This window comes from Novosphingobium sp., assembly GCF_032093395.1.
GTDB lineage: Bacteria > Pseudomonadota > Alphaproteobacteria > Sphingomonadales > Sphingomonadaceae > Novosphingobium.
This window is the reverse complement of the sequence record NZ_DAMDBA010000097.1, coordinates 1-17,375: the sequence shown is the minus strand read 5'-3', so window position 1 is coordinate 17,375 and position 17,375 is coordinate 1. Positions and strand designations below refer to the sequence as shown.

Below are 17,375 nucleotides of genomic sequence, written 5' to 3'. Positions count from 1 at the left end.
CGATCCGGTCGGTGAGCGGGTGCGCCGGGCTATAGTCATGTACCGCCTGGCGCCGGGATGATTGCCTTTGCGCGTTCCCGAAAGCTCACTCGATATGCTGGGCGAACGCCAGATAGCGTTCGTGCAGTTCGTCTTCCTCGCTCTGGCTGAGATTGCGGGCGGCCAGCTTGATGTCCACGCGCTCGATCTTGCCGCCCCTGAAGGCGAACGGCGGCTTGTAGGCGTCCGACACCGGCGATCCGCTATCCGCGCCGACTCCGAAAGTATCGATCCCGAACCGGCCTGCGACGGTCTGTTCGATGCGGCCCCGGCCCACCTCTTCGCCATCCAGCAGCAGCACCGCCTCGCCGCCCTTGCCCAGCCCGCCACCGTCATAGGCGAAGGCCAGTTCGATGGTCGACTTGCCCTTGGGCAGCGGCTTGCTGGAGACGACGTTCAGCCGGTGCTTTTCGAAGAAGTTGTAATGATACACCGGCTTCCCATCCAGAATGTAGATGGAATAGCCGGCGGAACCTCCACCTGCCGCGAGCAGGACGCCCTCGGCCTTGCCGGTGTCGTTATCCACCGCCACCTTGATCGAGTGCGAGCGGTTCTTGGTGTTTGGCGCGGCCGTTTCCGGCAGGCGCGCCGCGCCCTCGAAATAGGTAAAGTCGGTACGGTTCGGATCCGCTCCGCCTGGGGACGGCTTGGGTTCCGCCAGACGGCCCGCGCCGCGATCGTCGAGCGGGTAGACGTTGTATTTCTCCGCTTCCTCGTCGAAAATCCGCTTCAGTTCCTCGACTTTTTCCGGGTGCTCGGCAGCCAGGTTCTTGGCCTCGCTGAAGTCCTCGTCGATGTTGTAGAGTTCCCAGACGTCGTTTTCCCAGTGGCCCGGCGCGAAGTCCTGACGCCAGGGGAAGGTGTGCTGCGCGCAGGCGATCCAGCCCTTGTCGTAGATCGCCCGGTTGGAGAATATCTCGAAATACTGGCGTTCGCGCACCGCATGGGCATCGGCGCTGGCGAAGGTCGATTGGATCGACACGCCGTCCATCGGTTTCTGCTCGACACCGTTGACGTAGTCGGGCGCGGGAATGCCGGCCGCCTCCAGCAAGGTCGGCACGATATCGATCAGATGGCAGAACTGCGGCCGCAAACCACCCTTGTCCTTGATCTTGTCGGGCCACGAAATCACCATGGGATTGCGCGATCCGCCGAAGTGCGAGGCGACCTGCTTCACCCACTGGAACGGCGCGTTGCCGTTCCAGGCCCAGCCCAGCGGATAATGCGGCTCGGTATCCGGGCCACCGATCTCGTCATAGGCGGCCAGATTGTCCTCGATCGACGAGGGGATGCCGTTCACGTTCATCACCTCATTGACAGTGCCGGTCATGCCGCCTTCGGAACTCGCGCCATTGTCGCCGACGATGTAGATGATGATCGTATTGTCTGCATCGGGCAGTTCGCGCACGGCTTCGATCAACCGGCCGCATTCGTGGTCGGCGAAGGAGAGGTATCCCGCAAAATTCTCCATGAACCGCGCGAACAGCTTCTTCTCGTCGTCCGAGAGTCCCTCCCAGTCCTGCACCCAGTCCGGCTTGGCCGTCAGTTCGGTGTCCGGCGGGATGATCCCCTCGGCGAGCTGCCGCTGATAGGTTTCCTCGCGGACCTTTTCCCAGCCCTTGTCGAACTGGCCCTTGAACTTGTCTCGCCACTCGGCAGGCGGATGATGCGGCGCGTGGGCCGCGCCCGGCGCGAAGTAGCAGAAATAGGGTTTGTCCGGCGCGACCGACTTCGAATAGCGGATCCAGTTGATCGCCCGGTCGGTCATGTCGGTCTGGAAATGATAGCCCTCTTCCGGCGACCTGTCCGGCTCGACGGCGACGGTGTTCTCGAAGAGCACGGGATAATATTGATGCGTCTCCCCGGCGATGAAGCCGTAGAAATAGTCGAAACCCATGCCGGTGGGCCAACGGTCGAACGGCCCCGCGACACTGCTCTCCCAGTCAGGCGTATTGTGGTTCTTGCCGAACCAGCTGGTGGCGTAGCCGTTTTCCTTTAGGATGCGCCCGACTGTGGAGGTCGATTGCGGAATCATATTGTTGTAGCTCGGAAAGCCCGTTGCCCATTCCGACAGAAACCCAGTGCCGCAATTGTGGTGGTTGCGCCCCGTAATCAGCGCTGCGCGCGAGGGACCGCAGATCGCCGTCGTGTGAAACCGCGTATAGCGCAGCCCACCACTCGCCAATTTGTCCAGAGCAGGCGTCGGCACCGGCCCACCAAAGGAACTCGTCTGACCGAAGCCCACATCGTCTGGCAATATGAGCAGGACGTTGGGCGCACCCTTTGGCGGCTTGGGCAATTCCGGCCACTGGCTTTCGGAATCCTGGTAGGTCTTGCCTATCTTGCCGGTAAACGGCGGCCGGGGAAGCGGAAGGCGGCTACGATCGATCTCGAGCATCGGGTTGCTCACATCCTGGAAGGTGAGCGGCCATCCTAAGGTGTTCGAGCCTACCCGATATCGGGGATCGCCCTGGCCGTTCTAAGAAAAAGACCTGAACAGGCGGCCCAGCAGGGATTCCGGACAGTTGGCTCGCTTATGCGTTGAGATGCATGAGCCTCGCCGTCAGCCGTGCCTGCTTGGGTCATGAAGGAGGCTGCATAATCTACAGCGCATTGCCGCAGGCGGTCTGCGGTAGCTGGAACGCCGGATTGGTCAGGAATGCATGATCGGTCAGACTGGCGAGAAACGCGGCTACCGCGCCGCGCTCCTTCGCCGGGAGCGGAACGATCCGGGTGTGGGCTGCAATCGCGGCGTCCAACGTCGGAGCGGAGCCGTCGTGCAGGTATGGGGCGCTGACGGCCACATTGCGCAAGCTCGGCGTGCGAAAGCGGCCGCGATCGCGGGGGCGCCCGGTTATCTCCGCCAACCCCGGATCGGCTGCGTTTGGCGGAGGAACGGGGCCGATACGATGGTAGCGGGCATCGGTGAAGTTCACGCCGCTGTGGCAGCTTGCGCAACTGCGCCGGAAAACTCGTGCTCCGAGCTGAGCCCGATCGTTGTGCGCGGACCTGTCCCAGTCACTGCCGCGTGAGACGAGCGCGCGTTCGAAGGCCGCAAGGGCACTGGCGACCTTGGGGTAGTCGATCGCGCCATTGCTCTCGGGAAAAGCTTCCGAGAACTGTGTGCGGTAACAGGGATCACGGGTGAGGCGCCGGGCGATTTCCGCCTCGTGCCCTTTCATAGCCATTTCCACCGGGTGGTCGCCGAACACCGGCACCGCCACTTGCGCTTCCAGACTGGTGAGGCGCGGGTCGGCCCATGTCAGGCGCGGGAATTCCCCGACATTGGCGAGCGTGGGCACATTGCGTCGTCCCGGATCGTCGAGCGCGCCGGGATGGGTGCGGTTGCCGTCGGCAAAACCATGGTGCTGCTCGTGGCACGTCGCGCAGGACATGGTGCCGTTGATCGACAGATCGGCGTCGTAGAACAGCCGTCGGCCCAGTTCGATCCGGGCGGCTTTCGTTGGCTCGTCAAGTTTCGGAACCGAGCGGGACACGGCCATAAGCCCTGAAAAGGCAGTGACGATCAGCAGGAACCCGGCGAGGGCATAGCGCATCGTGCCCTCAGGGAAGGCGGGTGACGAGCAGCGGCAGCTTTGCGTCTGCGTTGGCCGAGATCTGCAAAAGATAGTCCCCGGGTTCGAGCGCGAAATCGACCATCTTGCGGATGCCCGAGCAGTCCGGCCCATGGCCATGGGCAATCGAGGTCAGGCCTTTGGCCGTTTCGCTGGCCTTGATCACGTCGATCCATGCCGCCGAGCCGAGCGCCACGCGGTAACGCCCCGCCTTGGACACGGTAAAGGCGTAGATACCGCCGAAACTAACCGACCCGCCCGGTTTTTCGGGTCGCAAGGCATAGCGAACCTCGGGCGTGGGCCTGAGCGTACCGTCCACTCCCGTACCGGGGGACAGCCGAGCCGCAGACCCTGCGTCATGCGCGGCGGCCAGTGGCGCGCGCTGGTTCCAGCCGGAAAGTTCACCCGGCAGCGCGGCAGGCGTGGTCGGGCAGGCAATCGGCGAGGAGACGATGGCCGGCGCGGTTTTGCCCCTGTCGATCATCTCCTGCGCCAGCGCGCCGCCGGGCGGCGGCAGCATCAGCAATGCGGCCAGAACCAGCCCGCCTTTCAAACCCGTCATTTCGCGTTCGACCACCATGAAGCCCTCATTTCTCTGCACTTTTGCATCGCACAAAAACTATATACGGATGGATATAGCGAATCGCCCAAACGGCGACAGCATAAAACATGGGGCATTTTCATGCGTTTCGCATCCGCTTATGCGGTTACTCTTTCCTGCATTGTTTCCGGATCTCTTTGGGCCAGTCCCGCCTTTGCCCAGTCCGAGGCGCCTGCCGATCAAGAGGCGCAGCGCGGCAATGCTTTCACGCTCGGCCAGATCATCGTCACTGCACCGCCCCCGGGCGGCCCCTCGATCACCTCCTCGACGCTCGATGCCGAGGCGATCTCTCTGTTCCAGCGAAACAGTCTGAACGATGCGGTGAACCTGATGCCGGGCGTTTCCTCGTCGAACAGCGGCGGTTCGCGCAACGAGCGGCTGATCAACGTGCGCGGCTTCGATCGCTATCAGGTGCCGCTCTCGATCGACGGCATTCGTGTCTACCTGCCTGCCGACGGGCGGCTCGATTATGGTCGCTTCCTCACGTCAGACATCGCGCAAGTGCAGGTGGCCAAGGGCTATGCCTCGGTACTCGATGGGCCGGGGGCCATGGGCGGCGCGATCAACCTCGTCACCCGCAAGCCCAACGAGCCGATCGAAGCGGAAGCGCGCGGCACCCTGAACCTCGGGCGCAAAGGCGAGTACACCGGTTACAACGTCTTCGCGCTGCTCGGAACGAAGCAGGACATGTGGTACGCGCAGGCGAGCTACACCCGCAATTTCACCGATCACTGGGATCTTCCCGGCGGTTACGATCCGATTGCCGGATCGGCCGAGGATGGCGGCCATCGCGGCTTTTCGCGTACGGCCGACTGGCGCGTGAACGCCAAGCTGGGCTTCACCCCCAATGCCACCGACGAATATTCGATCAGCTACACCCGGCAGGAAGGCTCCAAGAACGCGCCGCTGCATGTGACCGACACGGCTGCCTCGCAGCGCAACTGGTCGTGGCCCTACTGGAACATCGACAGCATCTATTTCCTCTCCTCCACCGCGCTGGGGGACCGGGCGACGCTCAAGACCCGCATCTATCGCAACGGGTTCGACAACCTGCTGCGCGCCTTCGACGATGCCAGCCAGACCACCCAGACCAGGGGACGCGCGTTCAACAGCTATTATGCCGACACCGCCTGGGGCGGATCGGCGCAGCTCGACGTTGCGGTCAGCGATATCGACCGGCTGAGCATTGCCGCGCATTACCGGCGCGACAAGCATGTCGAATGGCAGCAGGCCTTCCCCTCGGGCGACACGGAACCGAGGCAGACCAGCGTCGAGGAAACCTACAGCATCGCCGCCGAGAACAAGCTTGACCTGACTTCGGCTCTGGCCTTCACCGCCGGCGTCAGCTTCGACTGGCGAGATCTTTCGCGGGCGGAGGACTACGCCAGCGGGGCGCTGATCGAATATGCGCTGCACGACGGGCAGGCGCTGAACGGACAGGCGCAGCTTGTCTGGACCGCCGATGCGCAGACCAGCCTGCACGCCAGCATTTCTTCGCGCGCGCGGTTCCCTACCATTTTCGAACGCTTCAGTTCGCGTTTCGGCGGTGCCACATCGAATCCGGACCTCAAGGCCGAGCGGGCGACCAATTTCGAGATCGGCGGCGCCCGCGACTTCGGCCCTCTTCATGCCGAGGCAGCCGCGTTCTATTCGCATCTCGATAATGTGATCGTCGCCTTCCCGATGATCTATCAGGGCCAGTCGGTTACTCAGAGCCGCAACCTGGGCAGCGGCAATTACTACGGCGGGGAAATCGCGTTAACCGCACGGCTGAGCCCCACGCTGAGCCTTGGCGGCAACTACACCTACACCCACCGCGATCTCGACGATCCGACCAACACCGCGTTCCAGCCGACCGGGGTGCCTACGCACAAGGCTTTCCTCTGGGTCGACTGGTCGCCGCTCGAAGGCCTGCACGTGCTGCCCAACGCCGACATCGCCTCGAACCGCTGGACGGTGAACACGGCGGGCACGCGGTACTATCGTACCGGCAGCTATGCACAGGCCAATCTCACCGTGAACTACGTCCTGCGCGAGGGCGTCGAGGTGGGCGCGGGCGTGCGCAACCTGTTCGACGATTATTACGTTCTCACCGATGGCTTCCCGGAACCGGGGCGCAGCTTCTTCCTAAGCTTCGGCTTCAGGTACTGAACCAAAAGGGGCGGCTTATGGGTCGCCCCTTTTTCTACCGCCTCATGGCACGCCACAGCGCCTGTTCGCCACGCCCGATGTCCCGATCTACGATTATTTCGACAGCTTCGGCAGCATCTGGGCGCGATGCGGCCGACGCGGCGCTAACGATGGCCTTCGGTCCGGTCTCCCTTTCCAGATTCGACATCTATACCGACGAAGACAGGCTAGGTCTCGTCTCATCGTGGTACAGGGGCGCCCGGTCATCGGACGTTTCGGGAAAGAAGCATGCCATGACGGGGGCAGGTACCCGGACAGGACATCGCGATACCGCATCGATACAGCACCACCGCGATTTCACCTCTGCAATCACGTCGCTGCCGCGCCGGATCGCGGTTTCATAGAACGCGCTTTCACGGCGGACCTGCTGCAGCACCACATTGGCTGTCAGCCGGTCGCTAAGAATTGCCGGTTTGCGATAGGTGATCTCGTGCCTGAGCGCGATCCATAGATATGTCGCAATCGCATCCGGAGATGCGACCCGCTGCCAGTGATCTATGACCGCCAACTGTACCCATTTCAGATAAATCGAATTATTGACATGCCCCATGAAGTCGATGTCATCGATATGGATCGTCAAGGGAAAGTCATGCATGTGCGTTGAATTCATGACGCAATGTAACACGTCACCATGACATTCCGCGTTCATTTTGTGACGAAATCACGAATACGCCTATCTATTTTTCTCGATGCGCGTACAAGAGACGTGCTGACACGTCGCCTGCGGCGGATATTGGAGCGCCAAGGCTCCCCTTTGTCCCTTACTAGCCTCACGAAGCCGGGATGCGCCGCCCTTGGTGCATGCCCGTCATCCTGCATTGGGCAAAGGACATCTATATGATCACCGGCACCGTAAAGTTCTTCAACGCCGACAAGGGCTTCGGTTTCATCGCTCCTGAAACGGGCGGCGACGATGCCTTCGTCCACATCAGCGCGGTCGAACGCGCCGGCATGCGCACCCTGAACAAGGATCAGCGCGTGTCCTACGAACTTGAGACCGACCGTCGCGGCAAGACCTCGGCCGTCAATCTCCAGTCGGCCTGAACAAGCCGGAGCGGCGGGCCTTTACCAAGGTCCGCCGATCTTGGCCGCCGGACGCAGGAGAAAAGTTATGTCGTCGCTGGCATTTTATCGCGAGCAAGCCGATCTTCAGATGATTGCGGCCGATGCCGCAAGCCTTCCTCGGGTGCGTGACCGATGCCTGAGAGCAGTGTCGGCCTGGACGGAACTGGCTGATCGCGCCCAGAAAACCGAAGATGCCCGGAAAGAAAAATTTGGCACTTAGGACAGTTTCCGATCCGATTGCATCGGATCAACTGCTCTAAGCTTCTAGTTGGCCTTTTTCACAGTCATCAGGTGATTTCATCTGCAGTTCGCCAGCCGTCGCCCTGTTGAGGATGGAAAAGATAACCTCGTACCTGGCGGACACGGAGTGACTCGGGAGCTGCCCAACTCCAAGACATAAGCAAGATTTACAAGGCAATGCGCATTAAAGCGCATATCCCTGCCGACATGATGCCAGCGCAGTAAAAAATAAAAATAACACTGGGGTATAATTTTTCGATGCGCGCGACAGCGGTGCGAGTCCTGCCATTGAAATATAAAATTCCATTCCTATATGCTTGCAATCGCTGGCATCGAAACTAAGCGCTGGCGGCTGAGAGACCTTAGTGCTCCCGCTTATAAGAAGGGGGCGTTACCATGGATCTCAATCACGAGTACTTCCAGCACCAACTATCGCTCATGCGCGCAAGCGCTGCCGGAACGCATCTTGCAAAAACCCGGCACCTCGCTGCAGCCAGCGTCACGGCAGACCGGATTGGCAACCATCAGTCCGGCATTGGAGCAGATGCCGCGGACGGCTGGGTCAGAAGCTCGCACAACCTTGATTTTTGGATTGATCGCGATGTCGGGGTCGCATCATGAGCCGTCTGCTCAACATTGACCTTCCCCAGGCAGACGTGGAGCGGCAATGCGCCGAGCACCATGTGTCAATCAGTGCAATCGAGCCTCTCCCGAGCGGCGGCACTCATCTTGTTTGCGTCAGGCCGGAAGAGGCCGAGGAGATGCGTCGGGTTTTCTCGAAAAAGCTGATCGCCGGCATTGTCCGTCGCTACCCCTTTTTTCGCGCACGAGGGCCCAGGTAATGACGAATAAGCCCCTTTGCAGCGCTTTCACGTGGCACTTGCGGAGTTGATTCGCCATGACCCATCCGATGCTCCAATTTTCTCTCAGCTCCAACGGCGACCAATGGTATCTGGCCCGTGGAAGCGGCCCCGAGAAAACCACGGTGGTGCATGAAGCAAACCGCTCGTCAGGCGGCGCCGTCACGAGCATCTCGATTGAAGATTTCCTGCGTATAAATCCGGAAGCGCCTGAGCGGCAGGACTTCGTGAGGCTGGTCGCTGACATGCTCGGCAACGAGCTTGATGACTGCAAGGCGCGCAAGGATGTTCTGCTGATACAACTGCGGGACGCAACCGAGGAAGACGCGGCGAACGCTTTGCTCGGCGCAAAAGTGGAACTGCCACTGACGACGCCTTACGAAACCTTGGAGTTTTTCAACTGCATGGTGGACGTGGTGACGGGTCAGCGCGCCATTGAGGTCGGGGAAAATGCCCATCGCATCCGTCCCGGTTTCGGCAGCACTCACGCGTAGCCTCGGCCAACTAAGATCAGGACTCATTGATTGGTCCAGAAGATGATAGTTGCGGCAATGCAGATGGCGGACATGAAGGTGTGCGCGCAGCGGTCGTAGCGAGTATGTATGCGCCGCCAATCCTTGAGCCTGCCGAACATATTCTCAATCTTGTGGCGCTGGCGATAGAGCACGGGATCGTGCGGGATCGGGACCTTTCGGTTCTTCTTTGACGGGATGCAGGCGGTTATGCGCTGCGCGAGAGCCTTGCGGAACCAATCGGCGTCATAGCCTCGATCGCCAAGCAGGGTTTTGGCGCAGGGCAAGGCGTCGAGCATCAGGGCCGCGCCTTTGTAGTCGCTCATCTGTCCTTCGCTCAGCAGCATGACCAGCGGTCTGCCCTGGCCATCGCATACGGCATGGAGCTTCGAATTCGGGCCGCCTTTGGTACGTCCGATACGTCTGGGAACAGCCCCTTTTTGAGCAGGCTGGCTGCGGTCCGGTGCGCCTTCAGATGCGTCGCGTCGATCATCAGTTGGCCAGGCTTGCCCCCCTGCGCCGAGAGGGCGGAGAAGATCTTGTTGAACACCCCGAGCCGGCCCCACCGGATGAAGCGATTGTAGATCGTCTTCGGCGGACCATAGTCGGCCGGCACATCGGCCATCGCAAACCGTTCCTGATTACGAAAATGATGCCGCTGAGGATCCGGCGATCATCTACCCGTGGCACGCCATGCGACAGCGGAAAATGCGGTTCGATCCGGCGCATCTGCGCCTCCGAAAGCCAGATCAGATCACTCATGACGACGCCTCCTCGCGTCGCCATTGAATCAATCTATCCCGATCACACAAGCAATTTAATAGGTCCTGATCTTAGTACGGCAAGCGTTGTTCTCGCTGTACGGTCATCGTTGCGGAACTGCTCGCAACGCCGGGGCCCGGCTGCCCGCCACCAACCGATACCCGATATTCACCGGCATGGACGACATGTTCCCCCGATGGCGTCACAGCGTCGAGATCCCGTGGTTCCAGCTTAAAGCTGATCAGCATTGTCTCACCCGGCTGGAGGAGATTCTTCGTGAATCCCCGCAGGGCAATGTTAGGCGTGCCATCAGCCTTGGGGAACCGGAGGTACAGTTGCGATACCTCCTCGCCGGGTCGATCTCCGGAGTTCGTTACTGTCGCCTGTACCACATAGCTGTCACCCGCTTTCCTAATGGATACTGGTCCGTAGCTGAAGCGAGTGTAGCTCAGTCCATAGCCGAACGGGTACACGGGCTCTCCGGTGAAATACCGATATGTCCTGTTCGACATGCTGTAATCCCGCATCGGCGGTAGATCGGCGACACTGCGGTAGAAAGTCAGTGGCAACCGTCCGCTCGGATTGATTCGCCCGGTGAGCACATCGGCGACGGCGTGGCCCCCTTCCTGACCGGGGTACCAAGCCTGCACGATCGCGTCGGCGTTCTGCTTCGCCCATGACAGGTTGATCGCACTGCCGCTCATGACGACGACGATCAATGGCTTGCCTGTAGCCTTGACGGCTTCGAGCAGTTGCTGCTGATCTGCCGGCAGATCGAGCGACGTGCGATCGCCACGATCGAAGCCCGGAACCACCAGGCTGGCTTCCTCGCCTTCCAAGTCCGATGTGAGACCTACCACTGCTACGACCGCGTCAGCGTTATTGGCTGCCGCCTGAGCGGCTTGCAACGCATTGGTGGAGACCCGCTTCCAAACCAGATGGATTTCCAGAATCGGACCTGTTCGAGCGGTAAGGCGTAGAGCGTAACGACGTCCTTTCTCCAAGTGCAATGTCTTCAGTTCGCCAAGGCCTGCAGGAAAGCCACCGACGTGACCGACATTCTTGCCGTCGATCTCCAGATCGCCGTGGATGCCGCGCAGGCCGACGCGATAGTCTCCGGTGATTTCCGGCACGAGGAAGCCAGTCCATTCGGCCTTGTACCGCGCAGCGACTGCGGGCGGAGCTTGCTGCACCGAATTGGCATCGACGTTCGGCGCGTCGATGACGAGCGAGGGTTTGGAAACGAACGCCACCGGTGGAGCGACGGGAGATGTGGAACTCTGGACTACCGCGGGCGCGCCGGTGTCTTCGTCGAAATATGCAAGGCGAAGGCCAGGTCGGCCGTCAGGTGTCTGCAAGTACTGCATGGGCACGACATCACCATCACCCGCAAATGCTGCGGCAGGGACATAGTCGATGGTAGAATGCGGCAGCGCGTCGCGCAAGCCGCCAAGGACTGTCACCGGCGTGGGGGAAATGCCGGACGAGTAGCTGCCTCGGAGCACCCGCACCGCATCGGCCAGAGGCCCTACGACGGCGATGCGCTTGGTGTTCGTAGCGAGGGGCAATGCGCCATCGTTCTTCAACAGCACCATCGTTTTCGCCGCAATCTGCCGGTCGAGATCGCGGTGGGCGGCCACGAGGCTTGGCAGCGCCGATGCCCGCGACCCGGCAACCCCAGTGGGCGCTCCCAGATCTCCAAGGCGATATCTCGCTGTGTACAGGCGGACGAGTGCAGTATCGATGAGCTTATCGTTCAGTTCGCCTTGCTTGTAGGCGTTGGCGTAGCGTTTCGCGAGGAAAGGGTCACCGAACGTACATTCGTTGTCGACACCGGCCCTAAAGGCGGCTCCGGTGGCTTTCTCCAGCGACGTTACGTATTGATGTGGCTGAAAGATGTCGATCACTGCGCCGCAGTCGGAAACGACGAAGCCTTTGAAGCCCCACGCGCCACGCAAACGCTCTTGCAGGAGAACGTTGTTTGCGCACGCGGGCGCGCCATTGACGCTGTTGTAAGCACACATGACCGATCCCGCCTTTCCTTCGGTCACGGCCTTGCGGAAAGCAGGTAGGTAAGTGTCTTCCATATCATGGAGACTGACCTTAACGTCGTCCTCATGCCGGGTTGCTTCCGGGCCACTATGAACGGCAAAGTGCTTTGGCGTTGCTATAACCCGAGGGTGATCGGCGTCCGGCCCCCTGGCCCCCTCGATGAATGCCACTGCAAGCTTTCCGGTAAGGTAGGGATCTTCACCATAGGTTTCCTGTCCCCGCCCCCATCGGGGATCACGGAAAATGTTCACGTTCGGCGACCATACGGACAGGCCGTTGCCGATCGCGCCCTCCTTCGGCGTGCCGCGCTTACTATCTCTGTTTGCGCGTACTTCTGCCGCAATCGCGTCTGCAGTATTTTTCAGGACATCGGTATCGAACGTGGCCGCAAGCCCAATCGGTGCTGGGAAATTGGTCGTCTCTACATCTTCGGTCATCAGTCCGTGGAGAGCTTCTGTCCAGTAACTGTATGCGGGTATCTCCAGTCGTTCGATGGCTGGGCTTGCATTCGTCAGCTGCGAGAGTTTTTCGGCTGTCGTCATCTTGGCAACGAGCTCTTCCGGTTGACGCTCTGCTTGATCCTTGGAGGTCTGCGCGGCGGCAGAGGAAGCCCAAATTATTGCCAGGCCTGAAACCAAGCCCATACTCACTGTTTTCATAGCAATCCTCAAAGGTTATGCTTTTTGCAGCGTGATGATCTGTGCAGTTCACGATAATAAGAGCGCCGTCTCGTCTATGTAATGAGGGATGGCACTCGCGGCTCAAATTGTTCAGAAGCGGATTTGAGTTTATGCCTAACAACGCGGAAACTGTTTTCGTTCAAAACCTGCGCGGTCGTCAAACAAGTGCTGACGTCGTGGCCGTCACTGCTAAAGCGACGAGTTAAGGAGCAGCGCAGACTCATGATCCTTAAAGACGTTTTTGACGAAGACCGTCAATTCAATTTTGTCAACTAATGACGAAGACCGATTCGACCACCGGCAAAATGAAGTGAGAATGTGCTCGTTGCTGGCAACTGTGATTGACTGGCACAGCTCGCAGGTTTTACGCACGCTTTTGCCGGTAACGCCGATGTCGCCTCTTTCAAAACTCGATTGTTGCATTTGCGGATCTTCCGCGACGAAGCCTGAGGTGCCGGTTGGCGCAGCAGACTGCAGGGCTAGCGTCGTCTGAGCAGCCGCTACATGCCCTTCAAAGCTTATGGCAGACACTGCAACCGCACTCGGTAATCGCGAAATCGATCGCATAGTGTCTCCCTGGATCTCTTGCTTTGAGCAAGATTCGTATTAGATTTATTATTCCTGTACAGTTTTTGTCAAGTGTCTACCGCATTGGAGCGGTCTCAACGGCTCGATGATGAGCCATTCCTGATCCGTCAGTTCATATTGCCGCCGCGCCATGCACCCTCCATTCCGAAGGACGCCTGAATCACGACAGGGCTGACTATTCAGCTCGCGCCGGATGTTCTTCAATCAAGCGCGGTTGCCGAAGGATTGCGGTGCACTTTCGCCGATATGTGGACCTTACGTCCATTTTATGGAATTTTAATTGACCAATCGGCAGCTGTTCCGCACGATCCTTCACCAAACACCGGGAAAGCATCAGGCATGAAGCGAAAATCAGCTGTCGGCGCACGGACGCGGCAATCACGAAGCGGTTTGGCCCTGCTGGCGCTCGTACCGCTCCAGCTTTCGCCGTCTGCCGCCGCCCATGATGCCTCCATCGTTATCTCCTCGCCACGCCAAACCTATAATCTTAATCCCGGTTGGCTAATGACCACCGTCGATCAGCCAGGCGCCAAGATGCCTGAGCATGATGACAAGAGCTGGCAGAGCGTGACACTGCCCAACGCCTTTAATGAAACACAGGCTTTTGGCCGAGACATCAAAGGGCTGTCTACCGGGATCATCTGGTATCGCAAGCATATCAGCCTTCCCGCCGATGCCGTGCGGGGTAAGGTCTTCATGGAATTTGAGGGCGTGCGCCAGGCCGCTGAAATATGGGTCAATGGCCGCTCGGTCGCCCTCTCCGAACATGGTGTAATGGCCTTTGGCGCCGACATCACCGCCGCGCTCACGCCAGGCAATAATGTTATCGCCGTGCGTGTCGACAATGACTGGAAGTACAAGGAACGTGCCACCGGCAGCGGTTTCCAGTGGAATAATGACAATTTCAACGTCAATTACGGCGGCATTACCAAGAATGTCCGGCTGCATCTGACGGGGCAAGTCTATCAGACGCTGCCCCTCTATTCGACGCTGGGTACGACCGGCCAATATGTCTGGGCTGATGGCTTCGACATTGCCGGTCGCCGCGCGACTATCCACGCAGAAAGCCAGGTCCGCAACGACAGCGCCGCCGCCCGCGCCCTGTCGCTCCGCGTCGAGATCCGCGATCTCGCCGGCCGACGCATTGCCCGGTTCGACAGCGCCACCACCTCGATCGCATCTGGCGATACCGTCACCCTCGCCGCCGCCGCGCCGGTCGCCGATCTCCATTATTGGAGCTGGGGCTATGGCTATCTTTACACCGTGACGACCAGCCTGATGGACAAGGGCGAGGTCATCGACAGCGTCGACACGAAGACCGGCTTCCGCCAGACTCGCTTCGGCGACGGCAAGATCGACCTCAATGGCCGGACCATCATGGTCCATGGCTATGCTCAGCGCACCTCCAACGAATGGCCCGCCGTCGGCACCTCCATCCCACCGTGGATCAGCGACTTCTCCAACGCGTTGATGGTGGAGAGCGGAGGCAATCTTGTCCGCTGGATGCACGTCACCCCTTCGAAACAGGATATCGAATCCGCCGACCGCGTCGGCCTGATGCAGGCAATGCCGGCGGGCGACGCCGAAAGCGACGCAACCGGCCGCCGCTGGGACCAGCGCAAGGAGGTGATGCGCAACGCGATCATCTATAATCGCAACAATCCCTCGATCCTCTTCTACGAAAGCGGAAACGAAAATATCAGCGAAACGCATATGGCGGAGATGAAGGCGATCCGCGACCTTTACGATCCCCATGGCGGCCGCGCCATCGGATCGCGCGAAATGCTCGACAGCAGGCAAGCCGAATATGGCGGAGAGATGCTCTATATCAACAAGAGCGCCAAACATCCGATGTGGTCGATGGAATATAGCCGCGACGAAGCGGCACGCGCCTATCAGGATAACTTCACCCCGCCCTTCCACAGAGATGCGCCCGACTACAATCGCAACCAGGACAGCCATGCCATCGAGGATGTGAAGCGCTGGAACGACTATTATGTCATGCGGCCTGGCACCGGCACCCGTGTCAGTCCGGGCGGCGTAAACATCATCTGGTCGGACAGCAACACCCATTATCGCGGCGACAACAATTACCGCCGGTCGGGCGAGGTCGATGCCGTGCGCATCCCCAAACAGGGCTTTTTTGCGCATCAGGTGATGTGGAACGACTGGGTCGACAGCGTTACCCCCGCCACCCACATCATCGGTCCCTGGAACTATGCCCCCGGCACGGTCAAGGACATGAGCGTCGTCTCAAATGGGCAGAGCGTTGAACTGTTCCTCGACGGCCGCTCGCTCGGCAAGGGGCAGCGCAGCGACGGCTTCCTCTTCAGCTGGAAGAAAATCGCCTTCGCCCCCGGCACGCTGCGCGCCGTCGCTATCCACGCGGATGGCAATACGTCGGAATACAGCCTCACCACCACCGGTCCGGCAGTCGCGCTGAAACTCACCCCCCATGTCTCGCCGCGTGGCTTCGTCATGGACGGCGCCGATATCGCGCTGATCGATGTCGAGGCGGTCGATGCGCAGGGGCGCCGCGTGCCAGTCGATGCCAGCAAGGTGCATTTCGATCTTAAGGGGCCCGCGCTCTGGCGCGGCGGGATTGCCCAAGGCGACAGCCAGGGCAAGGCCCGCGCCGGCCAGACCGTCGGCGAAGCGGTGGCGGCTAAAGCGCATGGTGTAGACGGCACCACATCTTATGCCGGCACCGCCCGCGAGGAGGATAATTATATCCTCTCGCCCGACCTGCCATTGGAGGGCGGGGTCAACCGCGTCCTGATCCGCGCGGGAACCGAGGCGGGCACCGTATCGCTCACCGCAACCGCACCGGGCTTGGAAGCCGCCAACCTGTCGATCGCGACCGAATTGCCCGCCGTCGCCAAAGGGGGTCTGTCGACCGACTTCGCCGATGCCTTCCAGCCAAGCAGCCTAGTACGCGGCCCGACGCCTGCCCTCCCCAGCTTCACACCGCACCGTTCCACCTTCATCGCGCAGGGTATTCGCGCTGCCTCGGCGCAGGCCGATGTCGGCGCCACCGTCGACGACAATGAGCTCACCCATTGGGCGAGCGACGGTAAGCCGGAAAATGGCTGGATCGAGTATCGTTTCGCCGCCCCGGTGCTTCTTAGCGAAATCGACCTCAAGCTGGTCGGCTGGCGCTCAAGGGCTTATCCGCTCGAACTGACTATGGACGGCCACACCATCTGGCGCGGCGAGACGGAGCGGCAGCTAGGCTACACCACCTTGCGCTTTACCGCCACGACCGGCCAGACGCTGCGGATCCGCCAGACCGGCCCAGTGCAGGACAAGGATGCCTTTGGCAACGTCGTGGAACTGGCCGCAGGCCAAGCCGGTGATACTGGCGCTGATTCAGTTCCTCCTGGATGGCATCTCGGCATCGTTGAGGTCGAGTTTCATGGCCCTGCGAGTTGATGTTTTTCGCCAACTCGGCTCCTGGCGCTCCCAGATAATCGATTGCGGACGATAGGAAGCCTGAGTGCTGCGACGAAGGCAAGGAGGGCGCACAGGCGACCGAGCTGCTAGGGCGTAAACTCATAAACCGCACCATCGAGGCGCCCGAATGGTGAACTGCGTTTGACCAAAATGGCCCAGCGCTGCGTCGGCAGAACTTGAAATACGGACGTATTCCTTCGCCCTGCCTTCTTGCGCTGAGCCATTTTGCCTCAAACCTCGATGGTGCGGTTTATGAGTTTACGCCCTAGTCGCGCTGCTGAACGACGGAAGTCTTTCATGACTCTGCAGGCGAATGATTGATACTCGCGAAAGCGACCGTTGTGTGATGTCACCTGGATAGATCCAGTTCGTCCCAAGGGTTAGGTAATCCCTCACGCCCTTGCATAATGCAGCCATCAATCATAGAATACGCATTATGATTTTAACTCGGGGGCGAGCTACGGCGGCGGATCGTGACGCGGTTGTTCCCTTCCGAACGAATGGGTCGAATTGCGCTGCCCTGCGTTCTTGCCGGGCAGCGAGATCGAGGAGCCGATTGAATGAGCCGAGTGACCGAGATCCGCTATGTCGGGTATGGGGTTGAGGATTTCGACGCCGAGCGCAAGTTCTACGCCGAGGACTGGGGCCTTGTGGAAGTGGCGTCGCAGGACGGGCTGGCGTGGTTCAAGACCCATGGCCATGGCGAGCATCACGTCGTGCGCCTGCACAAGTCGGACGCGAACCATGTCGAGGTGATC

The 17,375-nt window shown here is 60.3% G+C and carries 13 protein-coding genes and 2 pseudogenes; 8 read left to right on the top strand and 7 right to left on the bottom strand.

What is annotated here, in order from left to right:
• Positions 1 to 85: 85 nt before the first annotated feature.
• From RT424_RS21545 to RT424_RS21535, 3 genes are all read right to left on the bottom strand, one after another.
• Complete coding sequence (locus RT424_RS21545; RefSeq protein ID WP_313442413.1) at positions 86 to 2,437, bottom strand: arylsulfatase; 2,352 nt, start codon at positions 2,435 to 2,437, stop codon at positions 86 to 88.
• 205 nt (positions 2,438 to 2,642) lie between these two features.
• Positions 2,643 to 3,596, bottom strand: a complete 954-nt coding sequence (locus tag RT424_RS21540; protein WP_313442411.1) for a cytochrome c peroxidase — start codon at positions 3,594 to 3,596, stop codon at positions 2,643 to 2,645.
• A 7-nt stretch (positions 3,597 to 3,603) separates the two neighbouring features.
• A complete protein-coding gene (locus RT424_RS21535) occupies positions 3,604 to 4,194 on the bottom strand; it encodes a homogentisate 1,2-dioxygenase (RefSeq protein WP_313442409.1) in 591 nt (196 codons plus the stop codon).
• Between the two features lie 102 nt (positions 4,195 to 4,296).
• Between RT424_RS21535 and RT424_RS21530 the strand changes: the two genes are divergently transcribed.
• The gene (locus RT424_RS21530) at positions 4,297 to 6,366 is read left to right on the top strand and encodes a TonB-dependent receptor (protein WP_313442407.1); all 2,070 of its coding nucleotides are present in this window, start codon (positions 4,297 to 4,299) and stop codon (positions 6,364 to 6,366) included.
• Positions 6,367 to 6,553: 187 nt separating this feature from the next.
• Here RT424_RS21530 and RT424_RS21520 read toward each other — a convergent pair whose 3' ends face one another.
• Positions 6,554 to 6,985, bottom strand: coding sequence for an acyl-CoA thioesterase (locus tag RT424_RS21520; protein WP_409521564.1), 432 nt, complete (start codon positions 6,983 to 6,985; stop codon positions 6,554 to 6,556).
• Positions 6,986 to 7,242: 257 nt separating this feature from the next.
• Between RT424_RS21520 and RT424_RS21515 the strand changes: the two genes are divergently transcribed.
• The 5 genes from RT424_RS21515 to RT424_RS21495 all read left to right on the top strand — a co-directional run bounded on the left by RT424_RS21515 (position 7,243) and on the right by RT424_RS21495 (position 9,064).
• Positions 7,243 to 7,449 (top strand): cold-shock protein, encoded by a 207-nt coding sequence (locus RT424_RS21515; RefSeq protein WP_036526131.1) that lies wholly within the window; start codon positions 7,243 to 7,245, stop codon positions 7,447 to 7,449.
• A gap of 67 nt (positions 7,450 to 7,516) precedes the next feature.
• A complete protein-coding gene (locus RT424_RS21510; protein ID WP_313442403.1) occupies positions 7,517 to 7,690 on the top strand; it encodes a hypothetical protein in 174 nt (57 codons plus the stop codon).
• Positions 7,691 to 8,106: 416 nt separating this feature from the next.
• Positions 8,107 to 8,331 carry a hypothetical protein gene (locus RT424_RS21505; protein WP_313442400.1) on the top strand — a complete coding sequence of 75 codons (225 nt, stop codon included), beginning with the start codon at positions 8,107 to 8,109 and terminating at the stop codon, positions 8,329 to 8,331.
• A complete protein-coding gene (locus tag RT424_RS21500; protein ID WP_313442398.1) occupies positions 8,328 to 8,552 on the top strand; it encodes a hypothetical protein in 225 nt (74 codons plus the stop codon). The genes RT424_RS21505 and RT424_RS21500 overlap by 4 nt, the downstream gene beginning before the upstream one ends.
• A gap of 56 nt (positions 8,553 to 8,608) precedes the next feature.
• Complete coding sequence (locus RT424_RS21495; RefSeq protein WP_313442396.1) at positions 8,609 to 9,064, top strand: hypothetical protein; 456 nt, start codon at positions 8,609 to 8,611, stop codon at positions 9,062 to 9,064.
• Between the two features lie 23 nt (positions 9,065 to 9,087).
• On the opposite strand, the pseudogene RT424_RS21490 reads toward RT424_RS21495, so the two are convergent.
• From RT424_RS21490 to RT424_RS21480, 3 genes and pseudogenes are all read right to left on the bottom strand, one after another.
• Positions 9,088 to 9,844: pseudogene (locus tag RT424_RS21490) on the bottom strand (IS5 family transposase).
• Positions 9,845 to 9,915: 71 nt separating this feature from the next.
• Positions 9,916 to 12,555, bottom strand: coding sequence for a glycoside hydrolase family 3 C-terminal domain-containing protein (locus tag RT424_RS21485; RefSeq protein ID WP_313442394.1), 2,640 nt, complete (start codon positions 12,553 to 12,555; stop codon positions 9,916 to 9,918).
• Positions 12,556 to 12,765: 210 nt separating this feature from the next.
• Positions 12,766 to 13,107, bottom strand: a complete 342-nt coding sequence (locus RT424_RS21480) for a hypothetical protein (protein ID WP_313442392.1) — start codon at positions 13,105 to 13,107, stop codon at positions 12,766 to 12,768.
• Positions 13,108 to 13,698: 591 nt separating this feature from the next.
• Here RT424_RS21480 and RT424_RS21475 point away from each other — a divergent pair.
• Complete coding sequence (locus tag RT424_RS21475) at positions 13,699 to 16,596, top strand: DUF4982 domain-containing protein (RefSeq protein WP_313442390.1); 2,898 nt, start codon at positions 13,699 to 13,701, stop codon at positions 16,594 to 16,596.
• A gap of 581 nt (positions 16,597 to 17,177) precedes the next feature.
• Positions 17,178 to 17,375: pseudogene (locus RT424_RS21470) on the top strand (oxidoreductase); the annotation flags it as partial.

Bases quoted from the DNA above. Each gene is read 5' to 3' on its own strand.
- RT424_RS21515 (WP_036526131.1), top strand. From the start codon at position 7,243: ATGATCACCGGCACCGTAAAGTTCTTCAACGCCGACAAGGGCTTCGGT.
- RT424_RS21505 (WP_313442400.1), top strand. From the start codon at position 8,107: ATGGATCTCAATCACGAGTACTTCCAGCACCAACTATCGCTCATGCGC.
- RT424_RS21485 (WP_313442394.1), bottom strand. From the start codon at position 12,555: ATGAAAACAGTGAGTATGGGCTTGGTTTCAGGCCTGGCAATAATTTGG.
- RT424_RS21535 (WP_313442409.1), bottom strand. From the start codon at position 4,194: ATGGTGGTCGAACGCGAAATGACGGGTTTGAAAGGCGGGCTGGTTCTG.
- RT424_RS21530 (WP_313442407.1), top strand. From the start codon at position 4,297: ATGCGTTTCGCATCCGCTTATGCGGTTACTCTTTCCTGCATTGTTTCC.
- RT424_RS21475 (WP_313442390.1), top strand. From the start codon at position 13,699: ATGCCTGAGCATGATGACAAGAGCTGGCAGAGCGTGACACTGCCCAAC.
- RT424_RS21510 (WP_313442403.1), top strand. From the start codon at position 7,517: ATGTCGTCGCTGGCATTTTATCGCGAGCAAGCCGATCTTCAGATGATT.
- RT424_RS21545 (WP_313442413.1), bottom strand. From the start codon at position 2,437: ATGCTCGAGATCGATCGTAGCCGCCTTCCGCTTCCCCGGCCGCCGTTT.
- RT424_RS21500 (WP_313442398.1), top strand. From the start codon at position 8,328: ATGAGCCGTCTGCTCAACATTGACCTTCCCCAGGCAGACGTGGAGCGG.
- RT424_RS21540 (WP_313442411.1), bottom strand. From the start codon at position 3,596: ATGCGCTATGCCCTCGCCGGGTTCCTGCTGATCGTCACTGCCTTTTCA.
- RT424_RS21495 (WP_313442396.1), top strand. From the start codon at position 8,609: ATGACCCATCCGATGCTCCAATTTTCTCTCAGCTCCAACGGCGACCAA.